The sequence below is a fragment of the Nodosilinea sp. LEGE 06152 genome (genome assembly GCF_015207525.1).
GTDB lineage: Bacteria > Cyanobacteriota > Cyanobacteriia > Phormidesmidales > Phormidesmidaceae > Nodosilinea.
The window spans coordinates 115281-140695 of the sequence record NZ_JADEWR010000016.1 but is presented as its reverse complement, the minus strand read 5'-3'; the positions used below and the strand labels follow the sequence as shown (position 1 = coordinate 140695).

Annotated in this window: 24 protein-coding genes and 1 pseudogene; 12 read left to right on the top strand and 13 right to left on the bottom strand. The window is 57.9% G+C overall.

The annotated features are described in order from the left end of the window. Positions 1–96: pseudogene (locus IQ265_RS20830) on the bottom strand (IS1 family transposase); the annotation flags it as partial. Positions 97–411: 315 nt separating this feature from the next. On the opposite strand from IQ265_RS20830, the gene IQ265_RS20825 reads away from it, so the two are divergent. Together IQ265_RS20825 and IQ265_RS20820 are read left to right on the top strand one after the other, a co-directional pair. Beyond that, positions 412–858: a BlaI/MecI/CopY family transcriptional regulator gene (locus IQ265_RS20825; RefSeq protein WP_194057131.1), complete on the top strand. Its 447-nt coding sequence runs from the start codon at positions 412–414 to the stop codon at positions 856–858. Further along, the gene (locus IQ265_RS20820) at positions 858–1745 is read left to right on the top strand and encodes a M56 family metallopeptidase (protein ID WP_194057129.1); all 888 of its coding nucleotides are present in this window, start codon (positions 858–860) and stop codon (positions 1743–1745) included. The genes IQ265_RS20825 and IQ265_RS20820 overlap by 1 nt, the downstream gene beginning before the upstream one ends. A gap of 25 nt (positions 1746–1770) precedes the next feature. On the opposite strand, the gene IQ265_RS20815 is transcribed toward IQ265_RS20820, so the two are convergent. The 6 genes from IQ265_RS20815 to IQ265_RS20790 all read right to left on the bottom strand — a co-directional run bounded on the left by IQ265_RS20815 (position 1771) and on the right by IQ265_RS20790 (position 8867). After that, positions 1771–2349, bottom strand: coding sequence for a hypothetical protein (locus IQ265_RS20815; protein WP_194057127.1), 579 nt, complete (start codon positions 2347–2349; stop codon positions 1771–1773). 547 nt (positions 2350–2896) lie between these two features. Then, a complete protein-coding gene (gene moeB / locus IQ265_RS20810; RefSeq protein WP_194057125.1) occupies positions 2897–4069 on the bottom strand; it encodes a molybdopterin-synthase adenylyltransferase MoeB in 1173 nt (390 codons plus the stop codon). A gap of 76 nt (positions 4070–4145) precedes the next feature. Continuing rightward, positions 4146–4670, bottom strand: a complete 525-nt coding sequence (locus IQ265_RS20805) for a M67 family metallopeptidase (protein ID WP_194057123.1) — start codon at positions 4668–4670, stop codon at positions 4146–4148. 23 nt (positions 4671–4693) lie between these two features. Then, the gene (locus tag IQ265_RS20800; protein ID WP_194057121.1) at positions 4694–6271 is read right to left on the bottom strand and encodes a TolC family protein; all 1578 of its coding nucleotides are present in this window, start codon (positions 6269–6271) and stop codon (positions 4694–4696) included. 308 nt (positions 6272–6579) lie between these two features. Beyond that, complete coding sequence (locus IQ265_RS20795; RefSeq protein ID WP_194057119.1) at positions 6580–7989, bottom strand: TIGR03279 family radical SAM protein; 1410 nt, start codon at positions 7987–7989, stop codon at positions 6580–6582. 41 nt (positions 7990–8030) lie between these two features. Then, positions 8031–8867 carry an undecaprenyl-diphosphate phosphatase gene (locus IQ265_RS20790; protein ID WP_194057158.1) on the bottom strand — a complete coding sequence of 279 codons (837 nt, stop codon included), beginning with the start codon at positions 8865–8867 and terminating at the stop codon, positions 8031–8033. 575 nt (positions 8868–9442) lie between these two features. Here IQ265_RS20790 and IQ265_RS20785 point away from each other — a divergent pair. The 5 genes from IQ265_RS20785 (at position 9443) to purF (ending at position 16161) form a co-directional block, all read left to right on the top strand. After that, on the top strand, positions 9443–10090 hold the full coding sequence (locus IQ265_RS20785) for a DUF3120 domain-containing protein (RefSeq protein ID WP_228038227.1): 648 nt from the start codon (positions 9443–9445) through the stop codon (positions 10088–10090). Positions 10091–10225: 135 nt separating this feature from the next. Continuing rightward, a complete protein-coding gene (locus IQ265_RS20780) occupies positions 10226–11212 on the top strand; it encodes an adenylate/guanylate cyclase domain-containing protein (RefSeq protein ID WP_194057117.1) in 987 nt (328 codons plus the stop codon). 39 nt (positions 11213–11251) lie between these two features. Continuing rightward, a complete protein-coding gene (locus IQ265_RS20775; RefSeq protein ID WP_194057115.1) occupies positions 11252–11761 on the top strand; it encodes an N-acetyltransferase in 510 nt (169 codons plus the stop codon). A gap of 149 nt (positions 11762–11910) precedes the next feature. Continuing rightward, on the top strand, positions 11911–14304 hold the full coding sequence (gene purL / locus IQ265_RS20770; protein WP_194057113.1) for a phosphoribosylformylglycinamidine synthase subunit PurL: 2394 nt from the start codon (positions 11911–11913) through the stop codon (positions 14302–14304). 333 nt (positions 14305–14637) lie between these two features. Continuing rightward, a complete protein-coding gene (gene purF, locus IQ265_RS20765; RefSeq protein WP_194057111.1) occupies positions 14638–16161 on the top strand; it encodes an amidophosphoribosyltransferase in 1524 nt (507 codons plus the stop codon). A gap of 147 nt (positions 16162–16308) precedes the next feature. Here purF and IQ265_RS20760 read toward each other — a convergent pair whose 3' ends face one another. The 3 genes from IQ265_RS20760 to IQ265_RS20750 form a co-directional block, all read right to left on the bottom strand. Then, entirely contained in the window at positions 16309–16743 is a 435-nt protein-coding gene (locus IQ265_RS20760; RefSeq protein ID WP_194057109.1) for a VOC family protein, read from the bottom strand. 106 nt (positions 16744–16849) lie between these two features. Beyond that, positions 16850–17461 carry a hypothetical protein gene (locus IQ265_RS20755; RefSeq protein ID WP_194057107.1) on the bottom strand — a complete coding sequence of 204 codons (612 nt, stop codon included), beginning with the start codon at positions 17459–17461 and terminating at the stop codon, positions 16850–16852. Between the two features lie 148 nt (positions 17462–17609). Continuing rightward, positions 17610–18839: an NAD(P)/FAD-dependent oxidoreductase gene (locus tag IQ265_RS20750; RefSeq protein WP_194057105.1), complete on the bottom strand. Its 1230-nt coding sequence runs from the start codon at positions 18837–18839 to the stop codon at positions 17610–17612. A 90-nt stretch (positions 18840–18929) separates the two neighbouring features. On the opposite strand from IQ265_RS20750, the gene IQ265_RS20745 reads away from it, so the two are divergent. Beyond that, entirely contained in the window at positions 18930–19736 is an 807-nt protein-coding gene (locus tag IQ265_RS20745) for a 4'-phosphopantetheinyl transferase superfamily protein (protein WP_194057103.1), read from the top strand. Between the two features lie 30 nt (positions 19737–19766). Here the strand turns inward: IQ265_RS20745 and IQ265_RS20740 are convergent, their stop codons facing one another. The 3 genes from IQ265_RS20740 to IQ265_RS20730 form a co-directional block, all read right to left on the bottom strand. Continuing rightward, positions 19767–20543: a proteasome-type protease gene (locus IQ265_RS20740; RefSeq protein WP_194057101.1), complete on the bottom strand. Its 777-nt coding sequence runs from the start codon at positions 20541–20543 to the stop codon at positions 19767–19769. A 163-nt stretch (positions 20544–20706) separates the two neighbouring features. Beyond that, on the bottom strand, positions 20707–20817 hold the full coding sequence (gene psbM / locus IQ265_RS20735) for a photosystem II reaction center protein PsbM (protein ID WP_017300174.1): 111 nt from the start codon (positions 20815–20817) through the stop codon (positions 20707–20709). A gap of 166 nt (positions 20818–20983) precedes the next feature. Beyond that, positions 20984–21322 (bottom strand): 2Fe-2S iron-sulfur cluster-binding protein, encoded by a 339-nt coding sequence (locus tag IQ265_RS20730; RefSeq protein ID WP_194057099.1) that lies wholly within the window; start codon positions 21320–21322, stop codon positions 20984–20986. A 366-nt stretch (positions 21323–21688) separates the two neighbouring features. Here IQ265_RS20730 and psbB point away from each other — a divergent pair, with 366 nt between their 5' ends. The 4 genes from psbB to IQ265_RS20710 all read left to right on the top strand — a co-directional run bounded on the left by psbB (position 21689) and on the right by IQ265_RS20710 (position 25398). Continuing rightward, the gene (psbB, locus tag IQ265_RS20725) at positions 21689–23221 is read left to right on the top strand and encodes a photosystem II chlorophyll-binding protein CP47 (protein ID WP_194057097.1); all 1533 of its coding nucleotides are present in this window, start codon (positions 21689–21691) and stop codon (positions 23219–23221) included. Positions 23222–23335: 114 nt separating this feature from the next. Next, positions 23336–23434 (top strand): photosystem II reaction center protein T, encoded by a 99-nt coding sequence (locus IQ265_RS20720; RefSeq protein WP_194057095.1) that lies wholly within the window; start codon positions 23336–23338, stop codon positions 23432–23434. Between the two features lie 209 nt (positions 23435–23643). Then, complete coding sequence (gene nrdR / locus IQ265_RS20715) at positions 23644–24192, top strand: transcriptional regulator NrdR (protein ID WP_194057093.1); 549 nt, start codon at positions 23644–23646, stop codon at positions 24190–24192. A gap of 222 nt (positions 24193–24414) precedes the next feature. Beyond that, positions 24415–25398, top strand: coding sequence for a 30S ribosomal protein S1 (locus IQ265_RS20710; RefSeq protein WP_194057091.1), 984 nt, complete (start codon positions 24415–24417; stop codon positions 25396–25398). Positions 25399–25415: the final 17 nt, after the last annotated feature.

The window sequence follows — 25415 nt, the reverse complement described above, 5'->3', positions numbered from 1 at the left end:
AAACTGACGACCGCAGGCTACACAGATGTGGTTTTGTTTACCTTTCCGCTTGCCATTCTTACGGATGTGAGTGGCTCCACATTCTGGACATTGCATCGCAGATCACCCTAACTCATCTCTCAATTATGCAACGCCGGAAATTTGAACTTACCAACCCTGCTCGGCCTGGCTGAGCACGGGAGTTGCGACAACGGCAATATCTCTATCGCGCAGCCGCATTGCCGCCAATGCTAAAGCGATGGTTATCATCACTATTTGCAACGCAGCATCCTTTCTTAAAGGATTGTCTAGGTAGTAGCTTTTGCAATCAACAGACAGCCCGTCAAATATTACGAACCACAAACCCGCCGTCTAGCGGCGTTCCGTTCCATCCCCTAAACTAAAACCTATTCTCATCCCCTCACCCTCTCCATGTCCCCCCTGCCCCGCCACCGTCCCCATCAGCTTTCCCTCGGCCCGCTGGAGGCCGAAATTTTGGCCATTATTTGGGCCAAGGGAGGCGCTACGGTCAAAGAGATTCACGACCACATTTTGGCCGACCCCGATCGCGATCTGACCCAGGCCTCAGTGACTACGGTGCTACAGCGGTTGGCCAAAAAAGGCTGGCTGCGGCGAGAGACCGTTCAGCGAGAGGGCGCAGGAAAACTGCGACAGGTTTATTGTTGGCAACCCACCGTTTCGCAACAGGACGCCAGGCTCTTGACAGCCCACCAGCAGCTGCAAAGCTTTTTGGCCATCGGCAGCCCCGACATTGTGGCTGCCTTTGCCGACAGTCTCGATGTTGCCGCCCTCGACAAGCTCGATGCGATCGCCGATCGGTTGCGCACCCTGCGCGACGCTAAGCAGGAGGACGCCTAATGCACAGCAGCCTGATTTTGCTCACGATTCTGCTAGCGGTGGTCTGGCGGTGGCAGTGGCAAAGCTCGCCTGGGCGATCGCCAGACTCAGCCTGGCAGGTCCGCTGGGAATCTGCCCTTAGCCATTTTTGCCTGCCGCCTCTGATGGTTTTACTGGTAGCTGGGGCGGTACTCTCCATGGGGCACCACGGCACGATGATGGGCTGGTCGGTCAGCCCGGCGGGGTGCTGGGTTAGCCTGGGAGTGCTTTTCTGGTTTGGCATCGGGCTGGTTTACTCGCTGGGGCGCACCCTAATAGCGCATTGGCGGCTGCGGCATTACCCAACTATCACCCTGCCCGAGGGAGAAGCCGCCCGCTGCGTACCCATGGATACACCCATGGCTGCTCAGGTCGGGCTGTGGCGATCGTCGCTGCTGGTGAGCCAGGGCTGGCTCGATCAGCTCACTGCCCCTGAGCAGAAGGCGATGCTGGCCCACGAACAGGCCCACGCCGACTTTCATGACCCGCTGTGGTTCTTTTGGCTGGGTCTGCTTCGACGCTTTGGCTTCTGGCTACCCAACACTACAGCGCTGTGGGAAGACCTGCTGCTGCTGCGAGAAATTCGGGCTGACCAGCAGGCGGCAACCAGCAGCGATCCCCTGGTACTGGCAGAACTGCTCGTAAAACTGGCTCGCCAGATGCCCCTGGCTGTGCAGCCCCTAGAGTTTGGGACTGGCTTTGATGCCTGCGCAGGGTTTAATGAATCTTTGTCGCTCAGCCGTTTGGAACAACGGGTGAATGCGCTATTGGCTCCAGCTCCTAAGCTTGACCAAGCTTTAGGGTTAAAGCGTGTAGCCTGGCTGGTGGCGGCGGTGCTGCCTTTGGCCACCATCTGTCTCCATACCTAGCTTGTCATCACCGCTTGTTGCCGCCTCAAGGACTGAGCTGGGCCTGGAGCGCGGGGATGTCCTCCTTGAGAAACACGGCCATGCGGCCTAGGTAGGCGTTACCGGCGCGATCGTAGGTAATCTCCTGCCAGTAGGCGAACCGCTCGCCTTCGCGCACTTCGCCCCGTAGGAATAGGTTGGGGTTGTCGGTTGGCGCTGGACGGCGGCCCCGCTCTGGATAGCGCAGCAACACTGACCCCTGGCGGTAGTCGTTGAAGATCTCCTGGCCGTAGATGGCCCGCAGCGACTCGTCTAAGCGATCGCCGTCAATTGGGTTGGCGTGGTCAACCAAACTAAAGCGCTCGGAGCGAATCTGGCGGCGATCGGGGTTGGGCACCACACCGCTAATCGGAAACACCGACGCCTGAAAGGTGAACCGCTGCCCTGGGGCAACCAGACGGTTAATCGCTAGCCGCTCGTTGGGGCCAGGCTTGAGAGTAGGATTGTTGCGGATCCACGACTCGGTTAGGGTTACCGTTTGACCCGGCAGTGCCCAACCCGGTTGAGTGGTAAAGGCCAAAGCCGCGATCGCCCAGCCCAGCCCACGCTTAAACCCCAGTGCCATTGCCCCATCTCCCAAGAAACCCGTGCTCGATGATAACAACTGTCGGGCCCAACGAATCACTTGAGTCGTGATTGAAGGCGAGCAGCCAGAGCTGGCTATACCAGTGTGTCGCGATACTTGCCGCCTGTTCTTCTGCCGCATCTCTTCGATCTCCCTCCACTCGTTCTGCCTCTACTCCTCGTTGTGCTGCTTCAGCCAGGCGGTCTTTTTCTCGATTTTGACAGTTCCACTCAACGCGGTGAGTGTTAGTTTGGCCAGGGCGCTTCAGGAAAAACTAGACGCCTGTGGCGAAGACTGGGACAGCGCTCTGGCGTAGGAGAATCGCAGAAAGGCGATGCTGATCAGCAGCAGGGTGACCGTCGTGGCTGGAATTAGCGATCAAAAATTGAGCCACGGCATCATGCGTGGGTGTCTTTAGCCTAATGGATTGGCAGGGTTGAATGCTCCTGCTGTACAGAAGGCCCCGGTGGAAACCTCTCCACCGGGGCCTCTTATGTTGGCGAGCGATCGCGTAGCCCGACCGATTAATGGTAGGCAATGCTACGGTTTAGTACTCAGGTACAGAGGGGTCTACCTCTTTGCTCCAGGCGGTGATACCGCCTTTCACGTTGGTGCCCTCAATGCCGTGCTGCTTGAGAATGCCCAGGGCCTTGGCCGAACGCCCGCCCATCTTGCAGTGCACAATCAGCCGATGGCCATTGGCCAGGCTTTTCACTTTGTCCACCCCGTCGCCATTTTCAATGTCGGGCAGGGGCACCAGCACCGAGCCGGGAATGCGGGCGATCTCGTACTCGTTGGGGTTGCGCACGTCGAGCAGCAGCACGTTGTCGTCGCCGCTCTCCAGCACCTGCTTGAGCTCGGTTACGGTCATTTCAGAAATGTCGGCCAACTCTTTCTCTGCCTCCATACGCGCTTGGGGAATGCCGCAAAACTCGTCGTAGTCGATCAGCTTTTCGATTACTGGCCGCACCGGGTTGGGGCGCAGTTTTAGCTCCCGAAAGGTCATCTCTAGGGCGTTGTAGAGCAGCAGGCGACCGCTGAGGGTGTTGCCCGTGCCCAAAATCACCTTAATGGTCTCGTTGGCCTGAATTACGCCGATGATGCCAGGCAGAACGCCCAGCACACCGCCTTCGGCGCAGGAGGGCACCAGCCCCGGCGGCGGCGGCTCGGGGTAGAGGTCGCGGTAGTTGGGGCCATCCTGGTAGTTGAACACCGTGGCCTGACCCTCGAAGCGAAAGATTGAGCCGTAGACGTTGGGCTTGCCCAACAGCACGCAGGCGTCGTTGACCAGGTAGCGGGTGGGGAAGTTGTCGGTGCCGTCAACCACCACGTCGTAGGGTTCAAAAATGCCCAGGGCGTTCTCGGCGCTGAGGCGGGTTTCGTAGAGGTCGACCTGGCAGTGGGGGTTGATTTCGAGAATGCGGCTCTTGGCCGACTCGATTTTGGGCTTACCCACCCACGACTCGCTGTGGATCACCTGGCGGTGCAGGTTGGACTGGTCAACCGTGTCAAAATCGACGATGCCAATGCGGCCAATGCCCGCGGCGGCTAAGTACAGCAGCAGCGGCGACCCCAGACCCCCGGTGCCCACGCAGAGCACGCTGGCGACCTTGAGCTTTTTCTGCCCGTCGAGGCCCACCTCCGGCAGAATAATGTGGCGGGAGTAGCGCTCGTACTCCTCTTTAGTGAGCTGAATGTCGTCCAGGTTTGGGTTGAGCATGGCCTCGGCAGAAAAACTGTGGCGGTTAAACACAAAAAACGGTCTGGGGCACGACCGTTTCTAACATCATCTCAGCTTAGGACAAGAATGGGGCTTTGTTAGTAGGTGATCCGATCATCTTTACAGGCTCTGGTCGAAACTGGTCTTGATCATCAAGCCGCCAGCTTTTGAGGTCGGTGGCCTCACCCTGCCCGACCGACACTATCAGGTAAGAATAGACCGGCCAGGCCAGGGCGCGATCGCACTCTGAAGGCACCGCTGGGTGGTCGGGGTGGGAGTGATAAACACCAATGATCTCTAGCCCCTGCTCTCGGGCCGATCGCTGTACCGCTAGCAGGTCGGCGGGGTCAATCCAGTAGCGATCGCGCTGGCTCTGACCCTGCTCCCCACGCTGGGCATCGGTGTAGTCTAGCAGCGAGGGTTCCCAGGCATTGGCCAGGGGCACGACGTCTGCCACCGCTCGATAGGTTTCCTCTGTATCTTCCTCGGCTGCAAACACCCGCCGCCCCAGCAGCAGACCACAGCCTTCGTGGGGGTAGCTAGCGGTAACCGCCTGGGCGATCGCCTGCAGGTGACTCGCCTCAATATGTAGAGCAGTCATAGGCCGTCGCAAAGGCTTCTCTCCTAAAGCCCACCATCGGAAGTGCCCAGGTTGCTTACTGCCCGCTCTAGACGAGCGAGGGCGCGGTTGTAGTCGAGTACGGCGGTCACCAAATTGCCCTCCGCCTCGGCTAACTCTCGGGTGGCCGTAAGCACGTCGAGCTGGGTACCTACCCCGGCATTAAATCGCAGGGTAGCCAGTTCTAAAGCCTCCTCAGCCTGGTTGACCGCCACCGAAGCCGTGTCGATGTTGGCCTGGTTAGCCACCAGGGTGTAGTAGGCCTCTTCAACCTGAATGCGAATATCGTTGCGGGCACTCTCGAACTCTGACTCGTCGGTTTGAATATCCAGCTCGTTCTGGTTTGCCCTGGCTCTAGCTGCACCGGCATCAAAGAGTCGCCAGCTCAGCTGTGCCCCTAGCGAAAACCCATCTCCTATCCTGGAGGATGCGCCTGTGGACGAACCAAGTATGCTCTGTACGCCATACTGACCAAATACCCCCAAATTGGGGCGAACAGCGGATAGACTGACCCGACGTTGGGCGTCGTTAAACTCCCGCTCAACCAAAAACTGCTCTAGCTCAGCTCGATTCTGAAAGGCCAGCACAATGCTTTCCTCCAGCGAAAGCGGCCAAGCGCCCGCAATATTGACCACCAGAGTGGTGAGATCGATAGAAGGGGACACATTGAGCCGTCGGGCCAGCTGCCGCTGGGAAATTTGGCGCTGGCTAGCGGCCTGGGTCAGGGTTTGACGGGCGTTAGCCACCTGCACCTCAGCCCGCAGTACGTCAAAGCGAGTGCCGACCCCGACCTCTTCGCGCAGCTGGCTGTCGCGCAGGTTGCGCTCGGCCTCCTCTAAGAAGGCCTGGTTGATGCGAATTTGCTCAATCGCCTCCTGCACGGCGTAGTAGTCGGTAGTGGTGTTGAGCCGCAAGTCTTCGCGGGTTTGCTCCAGCTGGAGTTCAGAGAGACGCACCTGCCGCTCTGCCGCTGAAATTCGCGCCGATCGCTCCCCCGAAAGGCCCAGGTCGTAGTCGGTTCTGAGGGTGCCCGAGGCCGTGGTGGTCGTGACATCGCCGCCACCGCCGCCAAACTGACTTCCACCCCCTGAGGAAGATTGGTTTTCGGTTTGCACACCTCCGCTGAGATCGACGGTTGGGTACAGCGAGGCTCGCTCGGCCCGCAGCCCGGCCTGGCTCCGCTCCAGCTGCAGCAGGGCAATGCGCAGCTCCTCACTGTTGCGGTAGGCTAGCTCGATGGCGGTTTCGAGGGATAGGGGTTGGGTACCCACAATCTCGACCTCCTCGGGGCGAGTGGGCACCAGCAGGGGGTTGGCTTCGGGCACCAGATAGTCGGGTGGAGCTTCAAACCCTTCGTCAGTGGGGCGATCGGACTGGGGTAAAGGCAGGCCGGTTTGACTCGAATCGAGCCCTATGCTTTCGTCCCCGTCAACCGATAGGGGAACAGCCTCCTCCCCTGGCTCTAGGCCCATCGCTGGGTCAGCGGGTACGGCCTGCTCAGGCATAAGTAAATCGGTTTCTGCTGGAGCTTCAAGCTCTACCTGGGCGATCGCCGCCCCGGCAGCCTCGTCATCATTGGTCACAGAATCAGGGGCAGCTAGCCCCGCAACAGACCAGCCAGAGAGCGTAATGCCTAAGCTTAGGGGTATCAGGCAGCGGCGATAGGAGTAAAGCATAGACACCAAGGGCTATCAGTAGCGAAAACGAACCACCAACCGGGAAAAACGAGAGTTTCTGCCTCAGCTTTTTAGCATATCGGCATCGGGGACCACTTTAGCTACCCCCCGGCAATCTACAACCTCAGGCAGAGCTAAACTTACCTCGTCAGGCAGAAGGCTCAACCGTAGAATTTTCCCGACCATAGCTTAGCAAACTAAACGGTTTAGTACAATCAGGACGGCGTCCAATACCCGACAGCAGGCCGCAAATCGGCAAATTGGGGCGCGGGCATCTCGCCGCAGCAGGCCCTGACCAGGGCATTGGTGTCATCCACCGGCAGTACTGGACAGTTGAGCCGCTGGCTCACGGTCGCTACGCTCGTGTCGTCTAAAAACAGGGTGTCTTTGGCATCCCCAGAGTCACTGGGCTTGAGCATGACGGTCGGCAGCAGCAGGGCATCCCCCAAAGCACGATGCTGCAGCCCCAGCAGGAGATCGTGGCCGGTGAGCAACCCGGTGACAGTCAGGTCACGGCCCCAGTAATCACTGGCCAGCGCCGCCAGGTGCACGGTTAGCCCCTGAACCTGGTTGAGGCGCTCGACAATGGGCTGAAAAGCGTGCTCTACGGCATTGCCCACCACCCAGGTCAGTGTTCGGGGTGGATTCACGGCTTCGGGCAGGTAGTCCTCCGCTGACTGCTCAAAGGCTTTGAGAAACTGACGAATTGACCCTACGCCATTGCCTATCTGGGGATAGTCTTCGTAGTGGCTCTCAGCGGGCACGGGCTGCTGGGCAATCAAAAACCACTCGTCGGCCAGCCAAACAAAGTTTGTGCCAAACGACCGCTGAAACTCGTTCTGAAATGCCTGCACCCGGGCAATTACCTGCCGGGCCTGAGCCTGGGTGACTGGGGTTAGCTCGTCATCCTGGGGCCGAAACCGGGTCAGGCCCACGGGTACCACCGCCGCTGAGGCTACCGCCGGAGTATCCCCGCTGTGAAATTTAGCCAGATCGCGCAGCGTGGTTTCTAGGTGGTCGCCATCGTTAATGCCGGGGCAGACCACCACCTGGGCGTGAATTTGCAGCCGCTGCTCCTGAAACCAGGCCAGCTGATCGAGAATCTGCCCCGCTCTAGCGTTTTTCAGCAGGCGCGATCGCACCTCTGGCTCCGTTGCATGCACCGACACGTACAGGGGCGACAGCCGCAGTTGGGCAATGCGATTCCACTCCTGAGGCAGCAGGTTGGTAAGGGTCAGGTAGCTGCCGTAGAGAAAACTCAGCCGGTAGTCGTCGTCTTTTAGATAAAGGGTGCCTCGCTTGCCGGGGGGCTGCTGGTCAATAAAACAGAAGGGGCAGGCGTTGTTGCACTGCATCAGCCCGTCAAAAAGAGCGGTTTCAAATTCCAACCCCAGGTCTTCATCGATATCCTTTTCAATATCGATGTGGTGGGTTTTGCCGCGCCTGTCCAGCACTTCTAGGGCCAAATCTTCGTCGGCGCAGAGAAAGCGGTAGTCAATTAAGTCGCGTGGCTTCTGGCCGTTAATAGCCACCAGGGCATCACCTGGCTCAAAACCAATCTCCTCGGCAATAGAGCCAGGCAGTACGCCGGTAATGCAGGCAGGGCGGATTGCCAAAGCAGCCATAGCTAATCAGGCCTTAGACGAGCAAAATGTGCTCCCCTATCTTAGATGTTTTGCATTTTTCCAGTTGCTAAGGCCAGCAAAATAGCTGCACCAAAGGCCAGGCGATACCACACAAAGACCCAGGTACTGTGCTGCTTGAGAAACTGTAGCAGCCAAAAAATGGCTAGGTAAGAGGAGACCACCGCCGCTATAGTTCCACCCAACAGCGGAACCAGGCCAATAGAGTCAAAACCCGTTTCTAACAACCCCTTGAGTTCCACTAGCCCAGCCAGAGTAATCGCAGGCACCCCTAGCAAAAACGAAAATCGGGCCGCTGTAGCGCGCTCCAACCCCATAAATAGCCCCGCCGTTAGGGTAGAACCCGATCGCGACACGCCCGGAACCAACGACAGAGCTTGGGCAAAGCCCATGGTTACGCCGTCCATCAGGGTTAGCGACTCAAAGGTGCGCTTGCGGCGGCTCACAACTTCTGCCCCGGCTAACACTAGCGCCATGATAATAGACACCACGGCGATGGTAGACGCATTTCGCAAGGGCGAGTTATCAAAGTCAGGGATAAAGACCTTAATTATGAGTCCGCCCACCACGATGGGGATGGTGCCCAGCAAGATGCCCAGCCCCAGGCGAAATTCTGGGGAACTAAATTGCTGCGTCATCGTAGCTTTGACCATGCCTACGGTCACCTGGCGCAGGTCATCCCAAAAGTAATAAAGAATAGCCGCAATGCTGCCCAGCTGAATCACGGCGGTAAAGGCCACCCCCGGATCTCCCCACCCCAGCACCACGGGCACCATCTTGACGTGGGCCGTGCTGCTGATCGGCAAAAACTCGGTCAGCCCCTGCACAATACCAACCACAATGGCCTGAAACAGGTTCATGTCCTGCATTGCAGGCACGCTGGTTGGGTTATCAATAGCGCCATTGACCTGAGCTAGCTGAACCGCCAGGCCCGTCAGGGGAGGCAAACCGAATAGTAGATTAGTCATAGTGCGCAACCATAATCATTAGACGTTATATACGTTGCCCCTTCACAGGCTAAAGTCTGCTCGTCCCTAGGGTTTTTAGGGCAAAGCCGCAACTAGCAGTGGAAGCCACAGCAGAACCGCTTGAGCGCACCTTGGAGCTTTTTCTTAAAATAAGTACACTAAAGTAACTCGATCAGCCGTCTGGCTCAACAAAACCATAGACTACTGTTACGTATTGTATGGGGTTGGACTGGTTAACTTCCCTGCCGTAGCGCTTCTTTTTACAGGCTTAACCTGCATTGCAGCTAATCATGAACCTGAAGACAACATTAATAGTTGACTAATCTACCCCAGGGCCGAGCGATGCCCCCCTGGGGCATGTTATGTTAACAATGATTAACCAAACACTCAGAATTCCATTGAGTCTTTCCTATACTTCCGGATCAGTCAAAACAGCGCTGCCGTGGTTAACCCAGGTGCGGCGCTGGATGGTGCAATCTACGACGCAGCTCCAGGTGTTCGGGGCGGCCCTGGCTCTAGTGATTTTGCCGGTTTTTGTGCAGGCTCCCCTGGTGCGCTACTTTCCCTGGGTCAGTCTGGCTATGACCCCCTTATGGCTGGGGCTGGGGACTTGGCTAATGCAGCGCACCCGGTGGCACCTCTGGGGTGACCTGATTGTTGGGTTCGGCTGGATTTGGCTAACTGGTTCGCTGTACTGGGGCTGGTTTCGCTGGGAACCGGTCGCTCATCTGCCGATTGAGGCGCTGGGTTTGCCAATTGCGCTGGTCTGTCTGCGCCAGGGCTGGGGGCGGGTAGGCAGCTATTTTTTCCTGGGTTCGCTGCTGGGTACGGCCGTTACCGACCTCTACATCAACTGGATGCATTTGTTTCCCAGCTGGCGGCAGCTGATGCTGACGAGCCCTGACCTGGCCCCTCTGGTGCTGCGGGCGGCTAGCGCTACGCTGCAAACCGATGTGGCGGCCTGTCGGGCCATTGTGCTGGTGCTGTTTTTGCTGGTGGCTACGGCGATCGCGCTGGCCACCTCTCGGCAGCTGGCCTGGTGGGCCTTTGGTGGAGCCGTATTTAGCACGCTGATTGTGGATGGTTTGTTTTTTCTGACGGCGGCTCTGGCCTAGTCGGCGTGATAAGTTTGCATCTCTGGCATAATAGTGGCAGCTTAGGGATATTTTGGGGTTGTCTGCTGCGATCGCTGTTCGAGCGTTGTGCGATCGCGCCCAATCGATTTCAGTCTGCGCCCTTATCATACTGACGTGACTACTTCTTCTGGCCCCTACCTTGCGCTTAAAACTGGCTCCGGCGATCGCCAGCTGTCCTTGATAGGTGGCAACTACTGGACTGTTGGTCGCGGCGACGACAACAATTTTGTGCTGCCCGATCGGTGGATTTCCCGCAACCACGCCATGTTTCAGGGCACCGATAACGGCAAATTTTATTTAATTGATCTGGGCAGCCGCAACGGCACCTTTGTCAACGGGCGGCGAGTTAGCGTTCCCGTTATTCTGCACGACGGTGATTTGCTCACCTTTGGCCAAACCGAGCTGCGGTTTTACTCGCCCATTGATGGGTCTCTGGCCGCTGATATCAGCCTGGGCCTTGCTCGCCGCAGCGATGCTACCGCTACGGCCATGCTCCATGTGCGGCAGCTGATCTCGGTGGTGGTAGTCGATATTCGCGACTTCACCATCATGACTCGCCAAACCGACGAAAAAATTCACTCCGAGGCAATTGGTACCTGGTTTCGTCGGGCTGGAGAAATTATTGGCCAGTACGGGAGCTGGGTCGATAAGTATATTGGCGACGCCGTTATGGCGGTATGGATCCACGGTTCAGAAGGGACCGATGACGCCAGTATGCTGCAAATTTTACAGGCCGTTAGCACCCTGGCTGCTATGACGGGGCAGCTCCACCAGCAGTTTCCGCTGCCCTTTCCGCTCCGAATCGGGGCTGGCATCAACACCGGCCATGCCATGGTGGGTAATACCGGCAGCAGCGATCGCCCCGACTACACCGCCCTGGGCGACACTGTCAACGCCGCTTTTCGCCTTGAGTCGGCCACCAAACAGCTGGGTCTCGACATTGCCATGGGCGAAACCACCTACAAGTATCTCCAAGAAGCTGGCCTTAGCGACCAGTGCTTTAAGCGCTTCACCGTGGAGATGAAAGGCTATGAAGATCCTTTCACCACCTGGGCTGGTACCTTCACTGACTTAAATACCTTCCTGGCTAATTACGCTTGAACCCCCACCGCTCACCCCGCCGCGCCCAAGGCCACGCGAATGACCATTCGACTTGAGCAACCTGAGGATCAGGCCGCAGTCTATCAAGTCAATGCGATCGCCTTTGGCCGCGACCATGAGGCTGAATTAGTCGCTCGGCTGCGGGGGCTGCCCCAAACGCTGTCTCTGGTGGCGGTAGAAGGAGATGCGATCGTCGGCCACATCTTCTTTAGTCCAGTCACCCTAGAAGGCGTCGATGCCGATCGCCAGCTATTTTTGGGCCTGGGACCGATCGCGGTACTGCCAGATCACCAGCGCCAGGGCATCGGCACACAGCTCACGCTCCAGGGAGTAGAACAGTGTCGCCAAAGGGGGGCTAAATCTGTGGTGGTGCTGGGCAACCCGCAGTTCTACATCCGGTTTGGCTTCATCCCTGCCGCAGAGAAGGGATTGCGGTGCGAGTACAGGGTGCCCGAGGGCGCGTTTCAGGTGCTGGAGTTGGCACCTGGGGCTTTGGAACACTGCTGGGGCTTAGTGCAGTATCGGCCAGAGTTCGCGGACTGCGAGTAGAGGGCTAGGTACGGCTGAGGCAGAACTGACTGAGCCAAATGGAGGTCAACCCGACCGGCTGGGGCCTCTCGTTCCACCCATCTCGCCCCTGGCCCTCTCCAAACGACAACTTAGGGCTAAGATCGGTAGGCAACTTCCCCCCTCCCAGCATGACAGCCTTCTCTACCGCTCCTTTTAGCCCCGCAGAAATCGCCTCCGAAGGCATCAAGCCCGAGGAGTACGACGACATTGTGCAGCGCCTGGGTCGCCACCCCAACCGCGCCGAGCTGGGCATGTTTGGGGTGATGTGGTCAGAGCACTGCTGCTACAAGAACTCGCGCCCCCTGCTCAAGCAGTTTCCCACCGAGGGGCCACGGGTGCTGGTGGGGCCAGGGGAAAACGCAGGCGTGATCGACGCGGGGAACGGTCTGCGGGTGGCCTTCAAAATCGAGTCCCACAACCATCCTTCAGCGGTAGAGCCGTTCCAGGGGGCCGCCACCGGGGTCGGCGGCATTTTGCGAGATATTTTCACCATGGGCGCGCGCCCGATCGCGGTGCTCAACTCCCTACGGTTTGGCGATCTGGCCGACAGCCGCACCCGCCGCCTGTGCCAGGGGGTGGTGTCGGGCATTGCCCACTACGGCAACTGCTTTGGGGTACCCACCGTGGGTGGGGAAGTGTATTTTGATGCCGCCTACAACGGCAACCCGCTGGTCAACGCAATGGCGATCGGCATTATGGAAACCGAGGACATCGTTAAATCTGGGGCGGCGGGCCTGGGTAACCCGGTGGTATACGTGGGCTCAACGACGGGGCGTGACGGCATGGGCGGGGCCAGCTTTGCCAGCGCTGAGCTAACTGATGAGTCTGAGCAAGACCGCCCCGCCGTTCAAGTGGGCGACCCTTTCCTAGAAAAATCTTTGGTGGAAGCCTGTCTAGAAGCGTTTAAGACGGGGGCGATCGTCGCTGCCCAGGACATGGGAGCAGCGGGCCTCACCTGCTCTACCGCTGAAATGGCTGCCAAGGGGGGCGTCGGCATCGAACTCGATCTCGACCTGATTCCGGTGCGGGAAACCGGTATGGTGCCCTACGAATACCTGCTGTCAGAATCCCAGGAGCGGATGCTGTTTGTGGTTGCTAAGGGCCGCGAAGCCGAGGTAATCGAAATCTTTGAGCGCTGGGGCCTCCATGCGGTGGTGGCTGGCAGGGTGATCGAAGACCCGATCGTGCGGATTCTGTTTAAAGGCGACATTGCCGCTGAAATTCCCGCCCTGGCTCTGGCTGAAAACACGCCGATTTACCACCGAGAATTGCTGAGCGAACCGCCTGACTATGCCCAAAAGGCTTGGGCCTGGAGCGAAGACAGCCTGCCTGCCTGCTCTGGATCAGGTATCGCGCTTTCCGGTTCAAGGAATACCCCCTGGACTGAGGTACTCCACAAACTTTTGGGCCAGCCCACGATCGCATCTAAAAACTGGGTCTACCGCCAGTACGACCACCAGGTGCAAAACAACACCGTGCAGTGCCCCGGTCAGGGCGACGCCGCCGTCATTCGCCTGCGTCCGCTGGAGTCGGTGCCGGAGTATCAGCCGGGTGCTGTGGCCCGTGGGCTAGCCGCCACCGTAGACTGCAACGCCCGCTATGTGTACCTTAGCCCCTACGAAGGAGCCAAAGCCGCCGTGGCCGAAGCCGCCCGCAACCTGAGTTGCGTGGGCGCGCTGCCCCTAGCGGTCACCGATAACCTCAACTTTGGCAGCCCTGAAAAGCCGGTGGGCTACTGGCAACTAGCCGAAGCCTGCCGAGGGTTGGCCGATGCCTGCCGCGAGTTTGAAACCCCGGTGACCGGCGGCAACGTCTCGCTCTACAACGAGACCGTAGACAACCAGGGTAACCCCCAGCCTATCTACCCCACCCCCGTGGTCGGCATGGTCGGCCTGATTGATAACCTCAGTCTCACCTGTGGCCAGGGCTGGCAGCAGGACGGGGACGTGATCTATTTGCTAGGCGTCTCTGTTGAGCAAACGGCAGCGGCGGCCCTAGACGGCCAACCCCTGGTCACCCTGGGTGGCTCGGAGTATCTGGCCACCATCCACGGTGCAGCTACTGGTCACCCCCCCGTCATTGATATGGCGCTAGAAAAGCAGGTGCAGGCCGTCTGTCGCCACGGTATTACCCAAGGCTGGGTGCGATCGGCCCACGACTGTGCCGAGGGCGGGCTGGCGGTAGCCCTGGCAGAATCCTCCATCAGCGGCCAGCGAGGAGCGGTAATACAGCTTGCCGTAGCGACAGATCAGCTCGACCAGCGGTGGGATCGGCTGCTGTTTGGCGAAGGCGGAGCCAGAATTGTGGTTTCGATCAGCCCCGATCATCAGGCCGATTGGGAGGCTTATTTGGGCGATCGCCTGGCTGGTTCCTGGCAGCGGTTGGGCACAGTGCAGGGGGAAACCTTAACCTTGGCCACCCAAGACAATCAAACCCTAATCACCGACGCCGTCAGTGCCCTGGCTCAGACCTGGAGCACTGCCATTGAGCAGCGGCTGGCGGGGGCTGAGGCAACAGCTTAACCCTGGTCGCATTATTAGGAAGGCCATGAATGCTTGGCAGCACCCTATGCATCACCCCAACGTTCCGGGCGCTGCCCCGTTGCCGTATCTTCGCCAACCTCAGATTTTGCCCATTCACTATCCCCCCTACGGGGAAACTGCAGGTGTTATGATCGGTCCTATGTTAAGGAACTATTAAACAGGTTGAGGTGTTCGGTAGTTTCTAATACCACTCCGAAAGCCCTCACCCTATGATGTAGCTGGGCTCGCATTGAAGGCAAAATGCGGCAGCCAAATGTGTTGAGACGTTCTGCTCGTTTGCCATTGCGTTCCTAAAGCCACTCTGCACCACCCATGACGTTCCCCTCTAAATCTTTCCTCGACGAGTCTTTTGAGTCCCGCCAGGTCTCTGGGTCCGATCAAGATCGTCCCGACAAGCCGGAAGAAGCCTGCGGTATCTTTGGCCTCTATGCCCCCGATGAAGAAGTGGCTCGGCTGGCCTATTTTGGCCTGTTTGCCCTGCAGCACCGGGGCCAAGAATCCGCTGGTATTGCCACCTTTGATGCGTCGGGTAGCCACTGCTACAAGCACATGGGTCTGGTGTCGCAGGTGTTTGACGACCACATTCTCAAAGACCTGACGGGCCACATTGCGGTGGGCCACACCCGCTACTCCACCACGGGGTCTAGCCACGTGTGCAACGCACAGCCCGCCGTTGTGCCCACTCGCTTGGGCAATCTGGCCCTGGCCCACAACGGCAACTTGGTCAACGCTGCCGACCTGCGCGAAGAACTGCTAGAGCGCAACCACGACCTGGCTACCACCACTGACTCCGAGATGATTGCGTTTGCCCTAGCTGAGGCCGTTAACGATGGAGCCGACTGGGTCAGCGCTGCAGAAACCGCTTTTAACCGCTGCTATGGGGCTTTCAGCCTGGTGATTGGCACTCCCAATGGTGTGCTTGGGGCTCGCGACCAGCAGGGTATTCGGCCGCTGGTGCTGGGAGTGCTCGATCACGACATTCCTGAGGTAGGTCAGCCTGCCCACTACGTATTGGCTTCAGAAACCTGTGCCCTCGATATCATTGGGGCCACCTATGTGCGCGACATTGAGCCGGGCGAGCTGGTGTGGATTACCCCCGAAGGTCTGATCTCCCGCCAGTGGGCTGAGGCTACCCAGCGCAAGCTCTGCGTGTTTGAGATGATCTACTTCTCTCGGCCCGATAGCATTGTCAACGGCGAGAGCCTTTACAGCTACCGCCGCCGCCTAGGCCATCAGCTGGCCAAAGAAGCCCCCGCCGATGTCGATTTGATTATGGCGGTGCCCGACTCGGGGGTGCCTGCCGCGATCGGTTTTTCGCAGCAGTCTAAAATTCCTTACGCTGAAGGGCTGATCAAGAACCGTTATGTAGGGCGCACGTTTATTCAGCCCACCCAGTCGATGCGGGAGGTGGGCATTCGCATGAAGCTCAACCCCCTCAAAGATGTGCTGGAGGGCAAGCGAGTGCTAATTGTGGATGACTCCATTGTGCGGGGCACCACCAGCCGCAAAATTGTGCAGGCGCTGCGCGATGCGGGCGCGATCGAGGTGCACATGCGGATTTCGTCGCCGCCGGTCACCCATCCCTGCTTCTACGGCATTGATACCGACAACCAAGATCAGCTGATTGCCGCCACCAAATCCTTGGAGGAGATTGCCCAGCAGATCGATGTCGATTCGCTGGCCTATCTGAGTTGGGAGGGCATGCTAGAGACCACCTACCAAGACCCCGATAGCTTCTGCTCAGCGTGCTTTACGGGTAAATATCCGGTAGAAATTCCTGAACCCTTTAAGCGGGCCAAGCTCAAGTTTGAGCTGAAAGAACCCGTGGCCACCTAAAGTCGATTCAAGAGCTAACTTCGGATACTACACTTAGCCACCCCGATCGCTTGCATTCTGGTGGCCAAGATGCTTCTGGCTGGAATCCCGCCAGTCCCGATCGCCCAACTCTCGCCATCAGCAGACGTGGATCTCTGGAGTGGCTTTCTACGGTTGCGCAGAGTCGCCGTATAGCTCCTGAATCAGGGCCATATCCCAATAGGAGGCCTCGATTTTGTGGCCATCGGGGTCGCGCACAAAGCAGCCGTAGTAAGGTTCGCCGTAGTCGGGGCGAGGACCAGGGGGGCCATCGGGTTGGGCACCGGCTGCGATCGCGGCCTCATAGAAGGCCTGGACTGATGCTTTGGTGGGGGCAACAAACCCGACGTGGGTGCCGTTGCCCACCGTAGCGAGCTGTCCATTGATGGGGGTCTGCACCCAAAACTCAGGATAGATCTTGCCGTAGGCAACAGCCCCGGGGTGCTCCATAATGCGCTGGCATCCTAGGCTGGGCAGCACGCGATCGTAGAAGGCTACGGCGCGATCGAAGTCGTTGGTGCCTACGGAAACATGGGAAAGGATGCTTGGATTTTCGTCGCTCATCGTCCTTCACCAGCAGAGTTGACAACACCAGCAGAATAGTTCAAATGCACTCTTCGCGCAAGGTTGTCAACCTGCTGCTTCCTGTCTGGGCAGCGGCTATTTGTCGCTACAGAGCCGACAGCACAGCCCCTAGGACGGCACCTGTTGCGGGGTTGACGACCACAATGTGGTTGCCCAGCATGACCAAGGCCGTGTTTTTGGGCTGTCTGACTAAGGATGCAATCATTTGGGGCAGGCGCAGGCGTCTGACCAAACTCGTGGGCAACCAGCGTCTGCGGCCCACCGGCTGCTCAAGGCCCGCTAGAGTGTCAAGCTGGGCCAGTACTTCGGTGGGCAGATTGGCCATGGTGCCAGTACTGGCTGACGCTTCTGCGGTTGAGATAATGGTTGCGATCGCCTCAATCTGCCCTGGGGAGAGATTCTCCAAAACCTCCGTGGGCACTGGAGTAACCTCTGCCGCCAGTGCTTCGATCGGTGCTTCAGCGGCGGGATCCGAGCTGTCCGCTGCGGAGATGGGCATGACCTCCGTCAGAATTTCAGCCGTCGGCTCATCCATTACACCGTTAACCTGACCATCTTCGAGTTGCACATCGTCTACCTGAATCAGGGGAGACGGTTCTACAGCCTCCTGAGCAGGGCTCGCCTGGGCTACAGTCCACAGGCTGCTAGCTGCCACTAAACCTAAACCAAAGCCCACTGTCCGCAGCCAAGGAATCATGAACATTCTCCAAAAGATAGGAAAATCATTACCCATCTATTAGACCAACCCCAGTTATGGCCCTGGCAGGCGGGAGGTTCAGTTTTATAACTGGCTTGAAGGCCAGGCTGTGGGGTTTGAACCAGCAAACATCACAGGCTTCGGGGTGCTAGGGCTTAAACCCCAGCCAGTGCTTGAGCACTCGCCAACGATGGGTGTGGGTGGGCAGCCGCAGCCAGTAGGCCCAGCGCCGCGACAGGCCACCCAGTTGCCCCGTGATGCATAGCCCAAATCCACAGACCACGGCTTCCCCCTGGCCGAGGGTGAGCATGTCGCCCAGGTGGTTGTAGACGAAGGGTTTGAGGGGCCGATTAGCGATCAGGGCCAGCACGTTTTGGGCGACCGCAGGGCCGGCTTGGTAGGCGGCTTGAGCGGTAGTAGGGGCGCGGTCCCGTTTGGGGGCAGGCATGGCCGCCATATCTCCCAGCACAAACACGTTGTTGTGGTTGGGTAGCTGCAGGGTAGGCTCCACTTGGCACTGGCCAAAGGCGGTCTGTTTGAGGTCATTTTTCCCTAGCCACGATCGCGGTACCGTGCCGACCGTCCAGAGCATTAGCTCGGCCTGGCAGTGGCGGGTTTTATCCTCGTAGCGAAAGGTCAGCCCGCTGTCCTCTACCGCTGTAATGGCGGCATTCAGATACACCTCTACCCCTCGTTTGGCCAAGGCACGCGCTGCCGCCCGCTGAACGCGCTCTGGGTACGATCGCAGAATTTCACCCCGGCGATCAACTATCGTGACGTGGCCCCGGCTGCTCAAGCGATCGCTCAGTTTGCAAGCCAGTTCGACACCGCTGGGGCCAGCTCCGGCCACCACTACCCTTACCTTAGGCAAATGATCGAGTTCACCGAGCCGCCGCTCCAGCTGTTCGGCATCCTGTAGGGTGTTGAACGGCAGCGTGTGGGTCTGACTGCCGGGGGTAGCGGGGGGTCGCATTTGGCTGCCCAGGGCCACCACCAGATAGTCGTAGGTAATAGGTTCACCGTGGCGCAGAATAACGGTTTGCTGGGCTAAGTCGATGTGCTCGGCCCAGTCCTGGCGCAGGTCAACGGCGGTGTGCCGCAGCAAGTCGCGGTAGGCGGGGGCGATCTCCCAGGGAGCCAGCTCGTGGGTCAGCAGTTCGTAGAGCAGCGGCGTGAAGTTGAAGCGATCGCGCGGCTCCACCAGCGTAATGCGTAGCCGAGACGCTTTGCCCAAGCGCTGGTGTAGGGCCAGCGCGCAGTACAGCCCACCAAATCCACCGCCTAAAATGCAGACCTGTGTGGCCCCCTCGGGGCTGGGGCCAGACGGCCTCAAGGCAGCATGGTCGCCTGGGGCATTGGCAAAGGGCTTGGGTGGCATAGGGCGATGACAGCGGGGCTGTGCCCAGGATGCCCAGCTTGCTGCACAATAGCGCTAGGTTCTTCTCTCGCGATCGCCCCTCCCCCATCCATGCCCGAGCCAGACCAAGAGCCGCCCTCTGCTCCCAACTCCGCTGTCATTGACCTCTGGCTCATTGCGACCGATACGGTCGAAACAAGCGTGTTGGAGAGTTTAGAGAAAGTCCTAGCTGTCGATGAACAGGCCCAACTCCAGCACCGTCGTATTCCTGCTGCCCGGCGTAGCTTTGTCCTCAGCAGGGGCTGCTTACGCCACCTGCTCAGCCGCTACACCGGACAAACTCCCGGTAAATTGCGTTTTACCTACGGGCCGCGCGGTAAACCAGAACTTGCCTTTAGCCCCCATTCCAGAGCCTCCGACCGCCAGGCGCTAACCTTCAATCTTTCCCACAGCGGTACGTGGCTGCTGGTCGGAGTGAGTGTGGCACCAACCGTCAGGGCGATCGGAGTTGACCTGGAGCAACTGCGCTATCTAACGCAGCTGTCGGGGTTGTGCCGCCGCTGCCTCACCCCGACCGAGGCCAAGACGGTGCTGACCCTGGGCCATCCCCAGGCCGACCATCGCTTTCTGCGCTACTGGACAGGCAAAGAAGCCTGCCTCAAAGCGCTGGGTTTAGGCATTGCCGACTCGATGCAAACCCTAGAACTGACGCTAGATGCTGCGGCACCGACTTCGACGCTAGCGGCCACGGGCGTCGCTACCGATTGGCCACAGCACCCAGGCCAGCTGTATCAGTGGCAACCGACAGCAGGCTATTGGGCCGCGATCGCGGTGCAATCCCCCATTCACCAGCCCCTTACCTTTCAGCTCAGGCAAACTACTCCCGCCGCCCTAGTCGAGAACGTTCTCGACTACTGATCTGACCGTTCGCGCCCCTCTAACCTCAGCCTAGGCATCCCCCAGATCGGCGATGCCCAGGGGTGAAAGTGCATCCTCCTGGTTCCAAGAGATATCGGGCATAGTCAACGATGCCTCCCGCAGGGCCACCTCCCAATGCTTACGCATCTTAATTAAGTAGGGGTCGCCCGCCTGAAACTTTGCACGGTGGCGAACCTCAAAGCTGTTAGCCTCGTACATCACCATATGAATGGGTGGCCCCACCGACAGGTTCGATCGCATGGTTGAATCAATCGAGAGCAGCGCGCACTTAGCTACTGCGTCGAGGGGCGTATCAAACCCTAAGGTTCTGTCTAAAATGGGCTTGCCATACTTGGTTTCGCCGATTTGCAAAAACGGCGTCTCGGGGGTGGCCTGAATGCAGTTGCCCTGGCTATAGACCAAAAATAGCTGCGGCGCTTCCCCCTGCACCTGCCCGCCCAGCAGAAAGCTGCACCGAAAGTCAATTTTGTCCTGCTCCAGCCAGGGGCGGTCGGCCTTTTGCAGCGCACGAATTTGATCTCCCAGGTAGCGGGCTACATCGTAGAGCGTTGGCAGACTGTGCAGATTGGGCTTGCGATCGCACTTAATGTCCTGGCTCAACTGCTGCACCACCGCCTGGGTAATTGACAAATTGCCCGACGTGCAGAGCAACAGGGTGCGATCGCCGGGCTTCGAAAACTCAAATAGTTTGCGGTACGACGAAATATAGTCTACGCCGGCATTGGTGCGCGAGTCGGCGGCCAGCACCAACCCCTCCTTCACCAAAATGCCTAAACAGTACGTCATGGGTTTGATAGAGTTGTGCGATCGCGGCTGCGGACGCGATTTCAAAGCCGCCAAGATACCAAAAAAAGCGCCGGTTAGCCCAGCGCTTCAAGACTACACCTAACCCCTAGAGGCTGGTCCACTGACTCTAAGCGACCCAGTACAAACCAGACCTGACAACAGGCTACGAACCCGTTTGCTTACTGGACGTTTGAATGTACAAAATCAGCAGAAAAACCGTCGGCACCAGCACAAAGAGAATGCTGGCTACAAAACCAAGTTTATTAACTTCCATGCTTGCCTCTACTCTCAACCCAACAACGTCGCCTCAGAACATTGGCTCTAAATGACCAAAAACTCTGATGACCTTAGGATATCACTCTACCCGATGAGAATGCCCGACCAGAAACACAGGGCTTTAGCCAAAACCACGCCTATCGAGGGTCTATCCAGGTAGATCCCTAGGCACTTTTAGAGGCCTTAGGTGATGCCTTGGCTTTGCGATTGGGTTTGGTTACCACTGAAACCGGCCCATGCACCGTAGCCTGACAGGCCAGTCGGCAGCTTTCAGGCCACTTCTTCAACTTGCGCTCCTCTACCTGAGTTCGGGGCGAAAGATTTTCGCCGCCCGCCACCACATCCACAACGCAGGTGCCGCACTGGCCATAGCCGCCACAGTTCATCAACTTGCCGCTAAAGGTGTAGATGTCGATGCGGTTTTCTAGTGCCTTAAACCGCAGGTTGGCCCCGTCGGCAACGTTCATCTCGCTGCCTTCGTTAACAAACTTAACATTAGCCATCAGGGAAATCTCCTTTGCGTTCTGCGTCGATAATGGCGGTAGATCAAGCCTTTGGCCGCCAAGCCTGAGTTTTTCTGCACCGCAGTTGTTGGCGATCGCCGCCGCCTAACGGTAAAGCTGCTTGCGAGGGCAATTCGGACTGGTTACACTTCGTTAAGTAATTTCATTGTTACATCTCATCTGTACCAAATGATTCAGCATCCAACAACGGCGTGGCCCATCGGTAACACCGGGGGCAGCACCGGGATAATGGCGTCAATTGGGGCGGTTCTGGGAGCCTGATTCTGATAGGCTAATCAGTATCTGGCCATGCTTAAGACAATTCCACAAAACATTACTGTTTTACCTAGAGGAGGAGCGTAGTCAATGGGACTACCCTGGTACCGGGTACACACGGTCGTCGTAAACGATCCCGGGCGACTGATTGCTGTACACCTAATGCATACGGCTCTAGTAGCTGGCTGGGCCGGCTCGATGGCCCTGTTTGAACTATCCACCTTTGACCCCAGCGATCCCGTGCTGAACCCCATGTGGCGGCAGGGTATGTTTGTGCTGCCCTTCATGGCTCGCCTGGGTGTGACTGAGTCTTGGGGCGGCTGGAGCGTTACTGGCGCCTCCGCCGTTAACCCTGGCTTTTGGTCGTTTGAGGGCGTTGCTGCAGCCCACATCGTGCTGTCGGGGCTGCTGTTTTTGGCTGCCTGCTGGCACTGGGTCTACTGGGATCTAGACCTGTTCCGCGATCCTCGCACCGGTGAACCGGCGCTGGATCTGCCCAAAATGTTTGGCATTCACCTATTTCTCTCGGGTCTCCTCTGCTTTGGCTTTGGGGCTTTCCACCTGACTGGCCTCTGGGGGCCTGGTATGTGGGTCTCCGATCCCTACGGACTGACCGGCCACGTGCAGGGAGTCGCTCCAGAATGGGGTGCCGCTGGCTTTAACCCCTTCAACCCAGGTGGTATTGTGGCTCACCACATTGCCGCCGGTATTGTAGGGATTATTGCTGGTCTGTTCCACCTGACGGTGCGTCCGCCCCAGCGTCTGTACAAAGCGCTGCGTATGGGTAACATCGAAACCGTTCTCTCTAGCAGTATTGCGGCGGTATTCTTTGCGGCCTTTGTGGTGGCAGGCACGATGTGGTACGGCAGCGCCGCTACTCCCATCGAGCTTTTTGGCCCCACCCGCTACCAGTGGGATGGCGACTACTTTAAGCAAGAGATTCAGCGCCGAGTGCAGGCCGATGTCAACGCCGGGTATTCCCTGGCCGATGCCTATGCCGGTATTCCAGAAAAGCTCGCCTTCTACGACTACGTGGGCAACAGCCCCGCTAAGGGTGGTCTGTTCCGCGTTGGCCCTATGGTCCAGGGCGATGGTATTGCCGAGGGCTGGCTAGGTCACCCCGTCTTTAAGGATAAGGAAGGTCGCGAGCTCTTTGTGCGCCGCCTGCCCAACTTCTTTGAGACCTTCCCCGTGGTGCTGGTCGACAAAGACGGCGTTGTCCGTGCTGACATTCCCTTCCGCCGGGCTGAGTCCAAGTACAGCTTTGAGCAGACTGGGGTAACGGCTACCTTCTACGGCGGCGATTTGGCTGGGCAAACCATTACCGAACCTGCCTTGGTCAAGCGCTACGCCCGTAAGGCTCAGCTGGGCGAGCCCTTCGAGTTTGACCGCGAAACCCTCGGCTCTGACGGAGTATTCCGCACTAGCACTCGCGGTTGGTTTACCTACGGTCACGCCGTGTTTGCCCTGCTGTTCTTCTTTGGCCACATCTGGCACGGGTCTCGCACCCTGTTCCGGGACGTGTTTGCTGGGGTAGACCCCGACCTGTCTGCCGAACAGGTGGAATGGGGCTTCTTCCAGAAGGTGGGCGATACGTCTACCCGTAAAGAAGAAACTGTTTAGTTTCCTGTGAGTTAAGCTGCCCGGCGGTTAAGCATAGCCCTTGATCCGTCGGGCATTTCACTTACGATGCTTGTAGACTAAAGATAATCCGGTTGATTAGGAGCCTCTTTAACCATGGAAGCTGTCGCTTATATCTTCATTTTTGCCTGCATTCTTGGCACGCTGTTCTTTGCGATCGCCTTTCGCGAGCCCCCTCGTATTCCTAAAGACTAGTCCTGCCGAAACAGTCTTTTAGAGCCGTAAGGGCGCTTGGCTGCCGGTAACTTTAGGGAGACTTTCGATTCATTTCGATTGTTTTCTCACAATTTAATTAATATAGAGGCAAGCCCTTCCTGCAGAGGAAGGGCTTGCCTCTATTTTTTCCCAAGCTCCCAGGCTAGAAAGGGCGGCTTGGCTACTCTTCTCCCATTGGGAGTGTGTCTATGCATTGCCCGTTTTGTCAGCACCTAAATAATCGAGTGTTAGAGTCACGATCGGCGGAGGCGGGGCGCAGTATTCGCAGACGGCGGGAGTGTCTGCGCTGCGAGCGACGGTTTACCACCTACGAACGCATTGAGTACGTGCCCGTTACCGTCATCAAACGCAGCGACGATCGAGAATTATTTGAGCGCTCCAAGGTGCTGCGAGGCATTGTGCGGGCCTGTGAAAAAACGCCGGTTTCGTCGCTGGCGATGGAAGCTATCGTGGATGACATTGAGGCTGAACTGCAGCAGCGCGCTACCCGTGAGGTGACCAGTGCCGAAATTGGCGAAATGGTTTTGACCAAGCTCCAGGCTATAAATGAAGTCGCTTTTGTGCGGTTTGCCTCGGTGTATCGACAGTTTCAGGGCATTCGCGATTTTGCCGAAACGCTGAGCGAGCTGCAAGACGAGCGACGCGATTCGCAAAGCGAGTCGTCCCGGAACCGCTCCCTAGACGAGGCCGAAACTGACCAATCGTCAAATTATGTCGTTTCTGCTCAATCGTTATAGTGCAGCAGTTTCAGCAATCTCAATAGTCGACTTTATCAATCCTAGCGGTGAGTTATCAACATCACCTCCAATTCAGCTATAATTTTAATCCTGTGGGTTTATCGGGCTGTCTATGTCGGCACGCTGCTGCGTGGGGGCAGACTGTCATATATCTGAGTTGATTGTTTTGTACGTCTACACGGAAACCGCAGTAATACGGAGAAATAATAGGACAACACTAGCATGCTCAATCAGGACGTAAAGGACGCTGACATCGGGTTTACACACGAAGACTTTGCCGCGCTATTAGACCAGTACGACTATCACTTCAACCCAGGCGATACCGTCTCTGGCACCGTGTTTAGTCTTGAGCCCAGGGGTGCCCTGATTGATATTGGTGCTAAAACCGCTGCTTATCTACCCATTCAGGAAATGTCGATCAACCGGGTCGACCACCCTGAAGAGGTGCTGCGCTCCAATGAAACCCGTGAGTTCTTTATTCTCACCGACGAAAACGAAGATGGCCAGCTAACCCTATCCATTCGTCGCATTGAGTACATGCGCGCTTGGGAGCGGGTGCGCCAGCTTCAGCAGGAAGACGCTACGGTGCGCTCTGGAGTCTTTGCCACTAACCGAGGTGGTGCTCTAGTCCGAATTGAGGGTCTGCGCGGCTTTATCCCCGGCTCTCACATCAGCACCCGCAAGCCCAAGGAAGACCTGGTGGGCGAAGATCTGCCTTTGAAATTCCTTGAGGTTGATGAAGAGCGTAATCGGCTTGTTCTGAGCCACCGTCGGGCGCTGGTTGAGCGCAAGATGAATGGCCTGCAGGTGGGCGAGGTTGTGCTAGGGGCTGTGCGTGGTCTCAAGCCCTACGGTGCCTTTATCGACATCGGCGGCGTTAGCGGTCTGCTGCACATCTCTGAGATCTCCCACGATCACATCGATACGCCGCACAGTGTGCTCAACGTCAACGATGAGATCAAGGTCATGATCATTGACCTAGATGCGGAGCGGGGTCGAATCTCCCTGTCAACCAAGCAGCTTGAGCCCGAACCGGGCGATATGGTCAAAAACCCTGACCTGGTTTACGACAAAGCTGAAGAAATGGCGGCTAAATACCGTGAAGCCATGCGACGTCAGGCCGCTGAGCAGGCGGGTGAACTGGTTGATGAACCCGAAGACGAAGACGTCTACGTGGAAGAAGAAGTGGCTGTGGCGGTTGACTAGGCCCACCGTGGCTTTAG

Bases quoted from the DNA above. Each gene is read 5' to 3' on its own strand.
- IQ265_RS20825 (WP_194057131.1), top strand. From the start codon at position 412: ATGTCCCCCCTGCCCCGCCACCGTCCCCATCAGCTTTCCCTCGGCCCG.
- IQ265_RS20820 (WP_194057129.1), top strand. From the start codon at position 858: ATGCACAGCAGCCTGATTTTGCTCACGATTCTGCTAGCGGTGGTCTGG.
- IQ265_RS20815 (WP_194057127.1), bottom strand. From the start codon at position 2,349: ATGGCACTGGGGTTTAAGCGTGGGCTGGGCTGGGCGATCGCGGCTTTG.
- moeB (WP_194057125.1), bottom strand. From the start codon at position 4,069: ATGCTCAACCCAAACCTGGACGACATTCAGCTCACTAAAGAGGAGTAC.
- IQ265_RS20805 (WP_194057123.1), bottom strand. From the start codon at position 4,670: ATGACTGCTCTACATATTGAGGCGAGTCACCTGCAGGCGATCGCCCAG.
- IQ265_RS20795 (WP_194057119.1), bottom strand. From the start codon at position 7,989: ATGGCTGCTTTGGCAATCCGCCCTGCCTGCATTACCGGCGTACTGCCT.
- IQ265_RS20790 (WP_194057158.1), bottom strand. From the start codon at position 8,867: ATGAACCTGTTTCAGGCCATTGTGGTTGGTATTGTGCAGGGGCTGACC.
- IQ265_RS20785 (WP_228038227.1), top strand. From the start codon at position 9,443: ATGGTGCAATCTACGACGCAGCTCCAGGTGTTCGGGGCGGCCCTGGCT.
- IQ265_RS20775 (WP_194057115.1), top strand. From the start codon at position 11,252: ATGACCATTCGACTTGAGCAACCTGAGGATCAGGCCGCAGTCTATCAA.
- purL (WP_194057113.1), top strand. From the start codon at position 11,911: ATGACAGCCTTCTCTACCGCTCCTTTTAGCCCCGCAGAAATCGCCTCC.
- purF (WP_194057111.1), top strand. From the start codon at position 14,638: ATGACGTTCCCCTCTAAATCTTTCCTCGACGAGTCTTTTGAGTCCCGC.
- IQ265_RS20760 (WP_194057109.1), bottom strand. From the start codon at position 16,743: ATGAGCGACGAAAATCCAAGCATCCTTTCCCATGTTTCCGTAGGCACC.
- IQ265_RS20755 (WP_194057107.1), bottom strand. From the start codon at position 17,461: ATGATTCCTTGGCTGCGGACAGTGGGCTTTGGTTTAGGTTTAGTGGCA.
- IQ265_RS20750 (WP_194057105.1), bottom strand. From the start codon at position 18,839: ATGCCACCCAAGCCCTTTGCCAATGCCCCAGGCGACCATGCTGCCTTG.
- IQ265_RS20745 (WP_194057103.1), top strand. From the start codon at position 18,930: ATGCCCGAGCCAGACCAAGAGCCGCCCTCTGCTCCCAACTCCGCTGTC.
- IQ265_RS20740 (WP_194057101.1), bottom strand. From the start codon at position 20,543: ATGACGTACTGTTTAGGCATTTTGGTGAAGGAGGGGTTGGTGCTGGCC.
- psbM (WP_017300174.1), bottom strand. From the start codon at position 20,817: ATGGAAGTTAATAAACTTGGTTTTGTAGCCAGCATTCTCTTTGTGCTG.
- IQ265_RS20730 (WP_194057099.1), bottom strand. From the start codon at position 21,322: ATGGCTAATGTTAAGTTTGTTAACGAAGGCAGCGAGATGAACGTTGCC.
- psbB (WP_194057097.1), top strand. From the start codon at position 21,689: ATGGGACTACCCTGGTACCGGGTACACACGGTCGTCGTAAACGATCCC.
- IQ265_RS20720 (WP_194057095.1), top strand. From the start codon at position 23,336: ATGGAAGCTGTCGCTTATATCTTCATTTTTGCCTGCATTCTTGGCACG.
- nrdR (WP_194057093.1), top strand. From the start codon at position 23,644: ATGCATTGCCCGTTTTGTCAGCACCTAAATAATCGAGTGTTAGAGTCA.
- IQ265_RS20710 (WP_194057091.1), top strand. From the start codon at position 24,415: ATGCTCAATCAGGACGTAAAGGACGCTGACATCGGGTTTACACACGAA.